At 72.3% G+C, this 12798-nt stretch carries 8 protein-coding genes; 1 reads left to right on the top strand and 7 read right to left on the bottom strand.

The features are described from left to right. The first annotated feature begins 182 nt into the window (after positions 1-182). A complete protein-coding gene (locus tag MXD59_RS07750; protein ID WP_248824075.1) occupies positions 183-4232 on the top strand; it encodes a diguanylate cyclase domain-containing protein in 4050 nt (1349 codons plus the stop codon). A gap of 32 nt (positions 4233-4264) precedes the next feature. Here the strand turns inward: MXD59_RS07750 and MXD59_RS07745 are convergent, their stop codons facing one another. The 7 genes from MXD59_RS07745 to MXD59_RS07715 all read right to left on the bottom strand — a co-directional run bounded on the left by MXD59_RS07745 (position 4265) and on the right by MXD59_RS07715 (position 12743). Then, the gene (locus tag MXD59_RS07745) at positions 4265-4927 is read right to left on the bottom strand and encodes a histidine kinase (RefSeq protein ID WP_248824074.1); all 663 of its coding nucleotides are present in this window, start codon (positions 4925-4927) and stop codon (positions 4265-4267) included. Continuing rightward, positions 4924-5364, bottom strand: coding sequence for a response regulator (locus MXD59_RS07740; protein ID WP_248824073.1), 441 nt, complete (start codon positions 5362-5364; stop codon positions 4924-4926). The genes MXD59_RS07745 and MXD59_RS07740 overlap by 4 nt, the downstream gene beginning before the upstream one ends. Positions 5365-5507: 143 nt before the next feature. Beyond that, positions 5508-7484: a hybrid sensor histidine kinase/response regulator gene (locus MXD59_RS07735; protein ID WP_248824072.1), complete on the bottom strand. Its 1977-nt coding sequence runs from the start codon at positions 7482-7484 to the stop codon at positions 5508-5510. A gap of 65 nt (positions 7485-7549) precedes the next feature. Then, the gene (locus MXD59_RS07730; RefSeq protein WP_248824088.1) at positions 7550-8896 is read right to left on the bottom strand and encodes an NAD(P)/FAD-dependent oxidoreductase; all 1347 of its coding nucleotides are present in this window, start codon (positions 8894-8896) and stop codon (positions 7550-7552) included. 117 nt (positions 8897-9013) lie between these two features. Beyond that, positions 9014-9433 carry a hypothetical protein gene (locus MXD59_RS07725; RefSeq protein WP_248824071.1) on the bottom strand — a complete coding sequence of 140 codons (420 nt, stop codon included), beginning with the start codon at positions 9431-9433 and terminating at the stop codon, positions 9014-9016. Between the two features lie 998 nt (positions 9434-10431). Beyond that, on the bottom strand, positions 10432-11322 hold the full coding sequence (locus MXD59_RS07720) for a TIGR03854 family LLM class F420-dependent oxidoreductase (RefSeq protein ID WP_248815685.1): 891 nt from the start codon (positions 11320-11322) through the stop codon (positions 10432-10434). 158 nt (positions 11323-11480) lie between these two features. After that, complete coding sequence (locus MXD59_RS07715; protein ID WP_248824070.1) at positions 11481-12743, bottom strand: thioesterase domain-containing protein; 1263 nt, start codon at positions 12741-12743, stop codon at positions 11481-11483. Positions 12744-12798: the final 55 nt, after the last annotated feature.

Genomic DNA, 12798 nt, shown 5'->3' with positions numbered 1-12798 from the left:
CACAACCACCAGAACGATCAACACACAAGATCCAGCGAACTACCAGCCACCCCCGGCGACCCCAGCTGAACAGCTACCTCGTATGCTCAGCCCTTATCGGATGCATTCGGCCGATTAATAGATTTTTTCACTCACGGTGAGGTCCGTCGAGTCCGGATGGCGTGGTCGGACGGGGCAAGGACATGATCAGGCATGGCCGCGGTGGTCAGCGGGGGGTTCGCGCGCACTCGCGCCTCCTGCAACCCGCGGCGGTGCTGCTGGCCGTGGCCATCCTCGGGGCACTGGCGCTCGTCCTGGGCAATGATCTGCTGCGTCGGGAGGAGTCGGCGCGGCTGGCGGCCCGGGCGGCGCTGGTCGAACGACTCGCGAGCTGGGAGTCCGGGAGCGCGTCGCCGACGTCGTTGGCCGCCGCCGCGGGCGGTCTGCCCTTTCGCCCGGGTGATCCGGCCAACGCCGACCTGCTGCTTCGTCTGCAGATCTCCGCCTCCGGCGACGTGAACCACCTGCTTGCCCTGCTGACCCCCGAGGGCCGGATCAGCGCCTCCTACCCGCCCGGCGCCCGGGTGGACGTGGCGCAGCTCGGCGCGGCGTGGCCGACGGCGTTGGCCGGGCACGCCGGCCTGTCCCCCGTCATCACCGCGGGTCAGCCGCCGCGCCGGGTCGTGGTCGTCCCGATCGGCGCGGGTCGGCCCTGGGCGGTTCTGGTCGCGATCTCCACCGAACAGGTCCACCTGGCCATCAGTGACGGCATCGCCGCCCTGCTCGGCGCGGGCGCGGGCACCGTGTCCACCGTCGACCCCAACGGGGTCGCGCTGTCGAGCACCACCGCGTCGGCCGTCGGCACCCGCGTGATCAGCCCCGCCGACCTCGCCCCGTCCCCACCGGCGGGCACGAGCACCGGCACCGGCGGCGGCACGCGCATCTGGCGCACCGAGGAGGCCGAGGGGGAGGTCCTCAACATCACCGCCCGGCAGAAGGGAACGGGGTACTACACCTACTTCCGCCAGCCGGCCGACTCGTTGTACTCCGACCTGCGCTCCCGCGGGCATCGCCGCAACCTGACGCTGTTGTGCGTGGCGCTGGTGGCCATCCTGAGCGTTCTGTTCATCGCGCTGCGACGCGCGTTGTCAGCCCGTCAGACCAGGAGCTGGCTGCGTTCCCTGTTCGCCGCGGCCAGCGACATCGTGCTCGTCACCGATCCCGCCACGGCCATGATCTTCGTCAGTCCCGCGATCGAGACGATGCTCGGGCAGCGGGTGGCGGACTGGGTGGGGCGCCCCATCGCCGACCTCGCCCATCCCGACGACGCCGAACGGCTACGCCGCCTGGTCGAGCACCCGGACCAGGCCCACGGCCCCGAACTCGACATCCGGTTGCGGACGGCTGCCGGCGACGTCGCCTGGTTCGACGTGGCCGCCCGGCCGCTGCCCGCGCGCGGCCACCCGGCCGAGATGATCATTACCTGTCACGCCGCGGACCAACGCAAACGGCTCCTCGACCAGCTCACCTATCAGGCCCAGCACGACTCCCTCACCGGCCTGCTCAACCGTTCGGCCTTCGAGGATCGCCTGGTGGCCGCGGCGACGGCTGTCGGCGACGACGAGGGTGACGACGAGGGACGATCTCTCGCGGTTCTGTTCGTCGATCTCGACCGGTTCAAGCCGGTGAACGACACCTATGGGCATCTCGCCGGCGACCGGGTGCTCCAGGAGATCGGCGTCCGGTTACGGACCGTGCTGGGACCCCGGGCCACCGGAGCCCGCTTCGGCGGGGACGAGTTCGGCATCCTGCTGCCGGGCGCGAACGTTCGCGCCGCCACCGAGGCGGCCATCCGCATCATCGGCTCCGTCGGGCAGCCGGTCCGCCTCGACGAGGAGACCACGGTGCGGGTCGCCGCCAGTGTCGGTATCGCCCTCACCGACGGTTCCCGCTCCGCCGAGTCGCTGCTGCGGACCGCGGACCAGGCCATGTACCAGGCCAAACAGGTCGGCCCTGGACGTCTCGCGCTGCCCGCGACCAACGCGGCCGACGCGCATCCGGCCACCTCCCGACAGGTGTGGCACCTGGTCGGCGACTTCGCGGTGATCGAACCCACCGACATCGACCTGCTCGACCTCGGCGCCCCGCACCTCACCGGGGCGGACCCGGACCGCGGCGTCCACGAACACCCCGGACGGCCCGCGGACGAGCGGCCAGACCGCGGCCCGGCGACGTCCACCCTGGTCTCGGGGCCATCGCGGACCCGACGCCGGTGCCGGCGTCCGCGACGAATCCGGCAGCCGCAGGGCCGCCGGGCCGTTCCCCTGTCCGGCCGCGCGCCGCATCGGGCCTACGGCGCGCTGCCCAGTGTGATCAGCCTGCTGGTCCTGGCAGTTATGATCATGGCCAGTACGGTGACCATCATGGCGATCGAACGTGCCGACCAGCGCCGCCTCGACAACCAGCGCATCCACCAGGCCACGCTGCTGGCGAACACGACGGCGAGGCTCGTCGCCCGCCTGAACCAGCCGAGCTACCTGATCGAACCGATCTCCGCGTTGCCCTGGTCGCTGACCGACCGGGCCGCCGATGCCCGCACGCTGGAGTCCATCGCCGGTCCCGACCTGTCCACCCCGGATGTCGTGCTCGCCCTCGTCGATCTCACCGGACAGCCGCTGGCGGTGCGCCCGGCCGGCTCGACCGTGCCGATCGGCCCGGGTAGCCGGATCTGGGATCTCGCCCGTCAGGCCGGTCTCGACGTGCCGATCTCACCGACCGCGGGCAGCCAGCAGGACGTCAACGAGATCTCGGTGGTCAGCATCGTTCCGATCCGCCGGGCGGGCCAGGACGTGGCCTTCCTGCTGCTCTCCCGGGCGCTGACCCGGGCCTCCATCGCCGAGCTGAGCAGGGCGCTGGGCATCCTGCCCGATCGCGGGCGGGATGCCGGGCCGAACGGCGGTGCGGCCCGGCCGGGTGCGACGAAGGCGTCGGACCTGGACGGCACGTCCCTGCCGGGTATCACGATCGCGCTGGTCGACAGCGGCGGACGCGCGGTGATCTCGACCGACCACACCCTGGTCGGCCGGAGGCTGGTCGACGCCGCCCAGCTGCGGCCGATCCAGCCGGGCACCAGCCGGCAGGTGCTGCTGCGGGCCGAAGGCGGCGGCGGGCTCGCCGAAGTGGGCTTCGTCCCGTCGGTGCCACAGCCGTACTATCTGGTCCTGCGCCAGGACGGTCGCACGGCCGAGGTGCCCTCGCCCGGGCATCCCTCCAGCGACCTGGTCGTCTACGCCCTGGTGATCATCACTGTCGTGGCGCTGTCGTGGACGCTGCTGCGGGAGAGCCAGCAGACCCGGCGGGAGGGTGCCCGGCTCACCACCCTGCTCCACGAGTCCCATGACATCGTCGTGGTGCTCAACGCGGCCGGCCAGGTCACGTTCCTCACCTCAGCGGTCGAGGGCCTGCTCGGCCATCAGGTCGCCCACCTGCTCGGACGGCCGCTGCTCGACCTGGTCCACCCCGATGACCGGGCCGCGGTCCAGTCCTACCTCGACGCGCAGCCCAGCGGCGCCGGGCATCCACGCGCGGACTCACTGCTCGACATCCGCCTGTGCACCGCCACCGCCGACCACCGATGGTTCGACCTCGCGGCCGCCCGGCGCGCCGGCCCGCTCGGACGCGACCTGATGGTGACCTGCCACGAGGTCGGCGAGCGACGCGAGTTGCAGGCCCGGATCTGGTGGCAGGCCAGCCATGACACCCTCACCGGTCTGGGCAGCCGCACCGGACTCGCCGACCGCCTCGACCAGCTGGCCGACAGCCACACCCCGTACACGATCCTGCTGATCGATCTGGACGACTTCAAACCGGTCAACGACACCTTCGGTCATCATGTCGGCGACGAGGTCCTGCGCACCATCGCCGCCCGCCTGGTCGCGCTGGTCGACGTCGCCCCGCAGGACGTGTTCCGCCTCGGCGGCGACGAGTTCCTCATCGTGCTGCCCGAGCCCACCGAGGCCACCGTGCACGCCGTCCTCGACAACGCCCGCCGCGCCATCGCCACGGCGCTGGACGTCGCCGGGCAGACCATCGTCATCCGCGCCGCCATCGGGGTCGCCTGGTGCCGTGGCGTGGGCGGCGCCGGTCCGGACGGTCCCGACCCGGACGCCGTCATCCGCCGCGCCGACGCCGCCATGTACGCGGCCAAGCGTGCGCACCGCGAACCCCGCGAGATGTACCCCACTTCCCGCTGACACCCCACGACCTTCCGCTGACACCCCACGTCTCAGTGTGTCGGGGTGCCGGTGGCCTGACGGGCGAGGTGGAGGGTGGCGGTCCAGCGGGCGGCCTCGGCGTCGTGGCACAGGTCGGCGCCGATCACGTCGGCCAGGGGACGTAGCCGGGCGGCTCGCGCCTCGTCCGTCGGCGGCTCGTGACCGGAGGGACACACCCCCAGGCTCAGGTCGAGCCCCGCGGGGCCCGAACGCACCGACAGCCAGGCTCGCTCACCGGTGGCATAGGGGTTGCTCGCCAGCAACAGCACCTGGACGGCCCCCAGGACCACCGAGATCTCCGCGTCGGTCGGCGGATACTCCGCCAGCCGCAGGTCGGTGTCCAGCCGGTCGACGAGCAGGCCGTCCACCCGCTGGCGCAGGCCCGCGATCAGGGCGTCGGTCGCGTCATGACCCAGCCGGAAGACACCGGGCGGCAACTGCAGTTCCAGGGTGGCCGCCCGCAGCCTGTCCTCCATCGCGACGACCCGTTCGGCGAGCGCGCCGGAGAGCTGGCGGCGCACGCTGGCGAGTTCGAGCAGGACGGCGGTGAACTCCTGCATCGGGCCGTCATGCAGCCGGGTGGCCATCGCCCGCTGGCCGCGTTCCTGCAACGCGACCAGCATCCGCAGCAGCTCCTCGGGCCGCGCCCCGCTTGCGGCGCCGCCGGCGCTCATCCGCGTTCGGTGGCGGCGGTCGGCAGCAGGCGTCGGACCTCGCGCACGATCTGGTCGGCGGTGAAGGGCTTGGCGACCATCGGCACGTCCGGGGGAAGCTCGTCGAGACCGGGCGCGCCGGTGAGCAGCAGGCAGCGGCGCACCAGCGCCGGGGTGGTGCGCCGCAGCTCGGCGACGAGGTCGGTGCCGGGCCGCCCCTCGAGGCGGACGTCGACGACGATCGCGTCGTGCGCGCCCGGGTCGAGACCCAGCGCCTCCTCGACCGAGGCGGCCTCGCTGGTCGTGAAGCCCTCGGCCCGCAGAATCCGGCTGAGCAGACCGCGGAGCAGATCGTTGTCATCCACGACGAGCACCCGCACGGCACGGGAACGGCCCTCGCCGTCGTCGCTGCCGCCGCCGTCATCGTCGGCGGATGTCCCGGTCGACGGATCGTTCACTGCGCCCCCCAGGGTTCGCCGCCGCACCCGTCCGCGGTGGGCGGGATCCGTCCTGGCCAACCGTACCGGTAGCAGAACGCTCGCCCAGGGCGGCCGTGGACAGCAGGGGACCGAAGTGGCCCTACCTTTCGGGGTTCGCGCTCTCAGGGCTCGATCGGGCTGTCAAGCACCTCCCGCACCCTGGCCAGCAGTTCCTGTTCGGAGAACGGCTTGGGCAACAGCATCAGACCGGGATCGAGCGTGCCGTTGTGGGCCAGCACGGCATAGGCGTAGCCGGACATGAACAGCACCCGGACGTTCGGGCGCTGCCGGCATACGAGCTCGGCCACCGTCCGGCCAAGGACCTGCGGCATCACGACGTCGGTCAGCAACAGGTCGATGGGGGCGGGATGGCTCGTGGCGATCTCCACGGCGCGTTGGCCGTCCGCGGCGATGATCACCTTGTAGCCGTTGCGGATCAGCAGACGGCGGGTGACCTCGCGCATCGCCCGTTCGTCCTCGACGACCAGGATGGTCTCACCGCCGGTGAGCACCACCGTCTCGGACGCGGGTTCCGGTATCACGGTCACGCTCTCGACCGCCGGGAGCAGGATGCTGACGGTGGTGCCGAGGCCGACATCGGAGAAGATCTCGGCGTGCCCACCGGCCTGGGTGATGATGCCGTAGACGGTGGCCAGGCCCAGACCCGAACCCTCGCCCTTGCGTTTGGTGGTGAAGAACGGTTCGAACGCCCGGCTGACCGTCTCCGGGCTCATACCGGACCCGCTGTCACTGATCCGCAGGTGGACGTGCCGGCCGGCCTTGATGCCGGGGCGCCCTGCGGCGAGGTCCTCCTGGATCTCGATGTTGGAGGTGTCGATGGTGAGCTTGCCCCCGCCGGGCATCGCGTCCCGGGCGTTGACGGCCAGGTTGACCAGGACCTGTTCGAGCTGACCCGCGTCGGCGAACACCGCCCACGGCTCGCTCGCCGCCACGGTGATCAGCTCGACGTGTTCGCCGAGGGTGCGGCGCAGCATGTCCTCGATGTCGTGCACGACGTCGTTGAGGTGCAGCACCCGCGGCTGGACGACCTCCCGGCGGCCGAAGGCGAGCAGCTGGTGGGTGAGCTGGGTGGCCCGTTCGGCGGCCCGCTGCACCTGGTCGATGTCGCGGCGCACCGGCTCCCAGCTCTCCTCCCCGCGGTCGGCGGCGGCCGTGACGACCTCGGAGATGAACGCGGTGTAGTTGATGATCACGCCGAGCAGGTTGTTGAAGTCGTGCGCGACCCCGCCGGCGAGCTGGCCGAGGCTTTCCAGCCGCTGCGACTGGTGCAGCTGCGCCTCGATCCGTTTGCGTTCGGCCTGCGCCCGCAGTCGCTCCCGCTCGGCCTGGGCCTCCAGCCGTTCGGTCACATCGCGGATGGCGGCGGAGACGAGCAGGCCGTCCTCGGTCTCCAGCGCCGACAGGGAGATCTCGGCCGGGAACTCGCTGCCGTCACGGCGTCGGGCGGCCAGCTGCATCTGGGCACCCATCGGGCGGGGCCGCGGATCGGCGAAGTACCGGGTGCGGTGCGCCGGATGGATGCCCCGCGCCGCCTCCGGGACGAGGATCTCCACCGACTCGCCGAGCAGCTCCTCACGGCTGTAGCCGAACAGCCGCTCGGCCTGGACGTTGACCAGCGTGATCCGCCCGCTCGGGAGCACCCCGACGATCGCGTCCGGCGCCGAGTCGAGCAGACCGCGGAACTTGGCCTCGGCCCGCTTGCGATCGGTGACGTCACGAACGGCGGCGGTGATGAGCACACCGCCGACGGTCTGGATCGCCGCCAGTGAGATCTCGGCCGGGAACTCGCTGCCGTCGCTGCGCCGCCCGGCCAGCTCCATCCCCAGACCCATCGGCCGTGGCCGCGGCTCGTGCAGATAGCCCGCGCGGTGCCTCGGGTGCAGCGCACGGGCCGACTCGGGGATCAGGATCTCGACCGGCTGGCCGAGCAGCTCCTCCCGCGTGTAGCCGAACAACCGCTCGGCCTGGGCGTTGACCAGCGCGATCAGCCCATCCGCATGCACACCCACGATCGCGTCGGGCGCCGCGTCCAGCAGGCCACTGGCGAAGCCATCTCTACCGTCTTCCAGCTCAACCACCCCACAGGGTGAACATCGTGCTACAGAAGGACAGACAGTAGCGCCGATCCGGCCAAGGTTCAGCGCTACGAGACAACTCGCCGCCGCATCGTCGTCGCCAGACCCTGGTCGGTCAGGACCGCCTCGGCCGCCCGCCGCCCGGAGAACAGCGCCCCCTGGATGGACGGCGTGTCCCGGTGATCACCGCAGACGTACACCCCGGACGGGGTGCGCACCGGCCGGCGCAGCACGTGCGGGCTGGTCAGCGTGGGCAGGGCCCGGGCCACCGGGTAGCGGGCGAGCAGCGTCCAGCCGGCCGTGTCGGTGCCGTACAGGCTGCTCAGATGCCGGCGCACAGCCGCCTCGTCGGCGTCCACCCCGCCCACCGCGTCGGCAGGCGGGCCCGGCACGGACGCGTCGCCGTCGTCGGGAACACCGAGCACGGACGCGGCGATCAGCGCCGCACCGCTCGGCGCGTAGGACGGCGCCACCTCGCTGAGCACCACCGTGTTGATCACCGGGCCGGACCGGCCCGGGCGCACCGGTCGACGCGGGTCGGTGGACCCCTCGACGACAAGGACCCCGCGCCGCAGCGGGGAGGCGTCCGCCCGGAAGTAGTAGGTGGTCACCCCGTGCCAGCTGGGCTCGGCGATGCCGGGGACCAGCCGGGCCGCCGTCGTCCCGTCGGTGGCGACGATGACCGCCCGCGCGACCAGCGACTCGCCGTCGCGGGAACGCACCCCGGTGCGGGTCACGATGTCGGCCGGGCAGTTCAGGCGCACCGTGCCCGGCTGCAACCGGGCCGCGAGCTGCTGGGGTAGCGCGCCCATGCCCCCCTCCGGTAGCACCGGCGGGCGGGCGGCGAAGCTGCGCCACACGAGATGGAAGAACCGCGCCGAGGTGGCCAGGTCGTCCTCGAGGAAGATGCCGCGCAGCAGCGGTGCGAGCACACCGTCGATGGCCTGCGCGGACAGCCCGCGGGCCCGCAGGTCGGCCCGGGTGGACCGGTCGGGGCCGGCGACCAGGTCAGCGGGGCGGGTGAACCGGTCCCGCGCGGTCAGGGCGGCCAGCCGGGCGAGGTCCGCGGCCCGCAGCGCCCGTCCTGGCACCAGACCGGCCAGCGCCGACACGCCACCACTGGGATCTCCCAGCGACACCGACCGGACCCCGTCGCGCACCAGCAGCCCCCGCACGAACGGACGGGCCCGCAGCGCCGGCAGGTCGATCTGCCGGGCGACCTCCGGGTAGGCAGGCAGCAGCACCTGGAACCCGCGGTCGAGCAGGAACCCGTCCACCTGGTCGGTGCGCACCCGGCCGCCCACGTCGTCTGCGGCCTCCCAGACCGCCACGGACAGCCCCTGCGCGGCCAGCAGGGTCGCGGCGGACAGACCCGCAAGCCCGGCTCCCACGACCGCCACGTCGACCGTCTGCATCGCCACCACCCCACGCTCGCCGCACCCGTGCCATCACCGCTGTTCGTACCGCAGCGGGCGCCTGGATGGGATCAGGTGACACCGACGGGCGGCCACGTGGTGGAGCGGCGGGGTGGCTCAGCGGTGGCGTTCGGGGCGCAGGATGACGGTCGTGTCCGGAAAGCGGCGGGTGTAGCGGACGGCGGCACGCCGCGGGGAGCCGGCGGACCACTCCAGCGTCCACTCGACGCCGACGAGGTCGAGCAGCGAACGCAGCCGGCCCTCGAAGTCGTCGTGGGCCTCCTGCTCGGCGATCCGCGCCGCGCACATGACCGTCTCCACGCCGAAGGCGCAGTACACGCCGGCCGTCCAGCGAGCCCACCGGGCCCAGCGCTCCATCGTCGCGATCATCACAAGGCGGGCGCCGAGGCGAGCGGCGAGATCGGCGGCGACCAGCACATCGGCCAGGTCCGCCACGTCGCCGGCCCGCAGGCTGACCACCACATGGCGATCAGTGCGCGCCGGAGGCCGTGCCGTCGTGTGCTCCACCCGTTCCATGTTTCCTCCTGCGTTGCCTTTCCCGGTACCCGCACGCCTGCCGGTGTGCACGGGATTATCTCGCCTGGGGCCCTGCGGTGTCGGAAGTACGACGCATGGTCCGTACCCCCTCCACCTTCAGATCATCGCTCGGGACTCGATGCGACCGGGATCGGACCGCGGACCACCTGCGCCCCACTCCCGGTTCCGCTCTCCTACCGACCGCTCCTATCAGCCTCTGTTACCGGCTCGCCCAGCCGGGCCCGTCCCGCTCGGCAAGCCGTTTGCACCCGCAACCATTCACCGTTCCTGCCGATTGTGGCGGCCAGGAAGAGAAAGGGGAAGGGTTCGCCACATATTGACACTCAGGGGTGCCGCCCCGACCAGGTGACAACACCGGAGCCATCACCAGGACGCCCCGAGCGCCCTCCTCCTGTTTCCTGTTCTTCCTGGTCGGACGCCCCCGCGCACCGTCACCACCGGATGTGCCAGCGACCGCCCGGACGTGCCGGCTCGTCCACCCGATCATGATCGCCACTTCATCACGGAAACTCCTGTGCCACAAGGGAAGTAGCACGATCGTCCGGCCGGCGCCGCGTGCGGCCAGCCGCACCCACGACCGTGCCGGTGGCCATGCGGACACACCTTTGCCCGTGACGGTGCGGACGACCGCGCCGACCGTCCCGTGCGAACTGCCGGCGCGCCCGCCGCACGCCTTGTCCGCGGTCTTGTCGGTGGCCTTGTCGGCAAATCTGACGCTGACGTCGCCGTCGGACCCCAGGTCGCATCGGTGCTGGTTCCGATACGGCTGGTACGGGAAGTCCCGTACCAGCCGTCAATGCATCGTCCGGCCAGGCTCCACGAAACCTTCCGTGTGCGGCAGATGTGACGCCGATCCGCGCCCGTTCCGCCGCACACGCTCACCACGACAATGCCGGCCGCGCCGCAGACAGGGAGACTCGAAAATATTGCTCGCTAAGTAATGCGAGCGACTGATCCCGGATCAGGGTCGATCCGGGTCAGTTCTCCAGAGGCGCCAGTTCGGCCACGAAGGAATCCAGGAAGGCGGGCCATCCACCCGGTTCGATGGCCGGATGAACAACGAACTTGGTGACGCCCACGGCGATGTACTCGGCGATCGCCGCCCGCGCCGCCGCCCAGCCCACCGGCAGCAGCCGGGCCGGGTCGGCCCGCGGGTCACGGCGGCGCACCGCCGCCAGCGTCTCGGCATCCGGCGGGGTGAAGGCCAGCCGCAGGCTCAGCCCGTAGTGATCATCATCGATGTGCCGCCCGGCGTCCGCCGCGCTCGCCCGGATCTCGGCGATACCGGCGGCCGCCCGCTCGGGACTGACCAGGCTCGCCAACCACCCGTCCCCGAGCCGGCCGATCCGACGCAGCGCGGCCGGAGCCGCACCGCCAAGCCAGAGGTCCAGTGGCCGCGCGGGCCGCTCCCCGAGACCGATCTCGTCAAGGTCGAAGAACTCGCCGTGGAAGGTCACCCGCGGTTCGCTCAGCAACAGCCGCACCACGGTCAGCGCCTCGTCGAAGACCGCCGCCCGCCGACCCGCCGGCACCGGGTAGGCCGAACGGTCCGCGTCCCGCCCCGGAGCGAGGCCGAACACGGGCAGCACCCGACGCGGCGCCAGGCTCGCGAGCGAGGCGAGTTCCTTGGCGACCAGCACCGGGTTGCGCCCCGGCAGGATGGTCACCCCCGTGCCCACCTTGAGCCGGCTGGTCCGCCCGAGGGCGAACCCCAGCCCGGCGAACGGGGCGACGGCGGGCTGGGAGAGCTGCTCGGAGAGCCACAACGAGTCGATCTCGAGCTTCTCGAGCCGATCCACGAGCGCGACGAACTCGCCGGGGGCCACCCCGCCGAACCCACCGAACCCGATCCCGATGCGGACCTTCATGAGCCCTCCGTCCCGGACTGGATGCATCCGCCCGGATCCGGGACAGCATCCGGGTGCACCCCTCCATAGTGCGGGACGAACGTGCGAGATGCGTCACTTCCCCAGGGTGACGCTGGGCGGGGGCCCGCGAATCAGCTAACCGCGAACGTTGTGGACCCTCAGCCCCCGACCGTGGACGGCCGAACCGGCGCCGACGCACTCGGACCCGACCCGGTCGCGGCCGGCCGGGTCGCGGGCGGCCGGGTCGGGGACTCGGCGGCGGCGAGGTCGGCGCGCAGGTCCGCGACGATCTGGCCGAGCAGCGGCTCGCGCAGGGCGAGCCGGTGGTCGCCGGGGATGCGTCGGATCGCGCCCGGTCCGGTCAGGACCCCGCGCCACCCCTCGATCTCGTCGTGATCGTCCGCCAGCCAGACGGCGGTGGGGCCGGCGTACGTGCGCGGGCGGTAGGTCATCGTCAGGACCCGCCCCTGGTTGTGGAAGGCCTCGTAACGGTGGGCGCCGCGGAAGCGGACCAGCCCGGCCAGCGGCAGTTCGACGAGCTGGCGCAGCCGATCGGCCACGACCCGCGGGCCAAGCCCCGGCCCCTCCCCCGCCGCGAGCGTCCCGCGCCCCTCGTGATCCGGGACCGCCTCGGGCCGATCGGGATGACATCCCTCCAGCTGGCTGGTCGGGATGATCGCGCCGGACCGGGTGAGTCGGGCGGTGCCCGGCAGGTAGGTGTCGATCAGCGCCAGCAGCGCCACCTCATGCCCGGCCGCCCGCAGCAACCGGGCGGTCTCGAGCGCGATCAGACCGCCGAACGAATGCCCGACCAGCAGGTACGGCCCGTTCGGCTGGAGCAGCCGGATGTCCGCCACATGCCGGCGCGCCGCCGCGGGCACCGACCAGTCGGGCAGGCCGCGGCGCTCCAGGCCATGCGCCTGCAACGCGTGGACGCGCCGCTGCCCGGCGAAGTGCCGCGCCAACGGCAGCAGCGCGATCGCCGGGGCCCCCGCCTCCGGAAAGCAGAACAGCGGCGTCCCGCTCGCCGGCCCGGTCAGCGACACCACCCGCGGATGGCGTTCGGCGTCGCCGTGCCGCTCGGCCAGCAGATCCGCGAGCCCCGCCGGGGTCGACACCGCACGGACATCGCGCTCGGGCACCACCAGGCCGAGTTCGTCGCGCAGAATCCCCACCAGCGCGCCCGCCGGGTCCGCGGCGTTGCCCGCACGACCGAGCGCCCGTGCCCACAGCAGCCGCGCGGCGACCTCATAGGGGTCGTCCCCCACCGGCGCCCCTCCCGCTGGATCGATCTGGTGCGCCGACGCCGCCGCACCTTCGACGGCCTCGACGCCAGCCCCCCTGGCCGCGGCCTCGTCGCCCGCGGGCGCCGGTGCGGGCACGGAAACGGAGAGCTGGTCAGCCGCAGACGATCCCGGCACCACAATCACCTCTTATAGCTATGTGAAGGTCATATTGAACACCACGACCTCGCTA

The sequence above is a fragment of the Frankia umida genome, assembly GCF_023242945.1.
In the GTDB taxonomy this organism is placed as follows: domain Bacteria; phylum Actinomycetota; class Actinomycetes; order Frankiales; family Frankiaceae; genus Frankia; species Frankia umida.
This window is presented reverse-complemented; position numbering and strand designations above follow the sequence as displayed.

Coding starts and splice junctions, on each gene's coding strand:
- MXD59_RS07730 (WP_248824088.1), bottom strand. CDS start 8,896: ATGCAGACGGTCGACGTGGCGGTCGTGGGAGCCGGGCTTGCGGGTCTG.
- MXD59_RS07725 (WP_248824071.1), bottom strand. CDS start 9,433: ATGGAACGGGTGGAGCACACGACGGCACGGCCTCCGGCGCGCACTGAT.
- MXD59_RS07745 (WP_248824074.1), bottom strand. CDS start 4,927: ATGAGCGCCGGCGGCGCCGCAAGCGGGGCGCGGCCCGAGGAGCTGCTG.
- MXD59_RS07750 (WP_248824075.1), top strand. CDS start 183: ATGATCAGGCATGGCCGCGGTGGTCAGCGGGGGGTTCGCGCGCACTCG.
- MXD59_RS07720 (WP_248815685.1), bottom strand. CDS start 11,322: ATGAAGGTCCGCATCGGGATCGGGTTCGGTGGGTTCGGCGGGGTGGCC.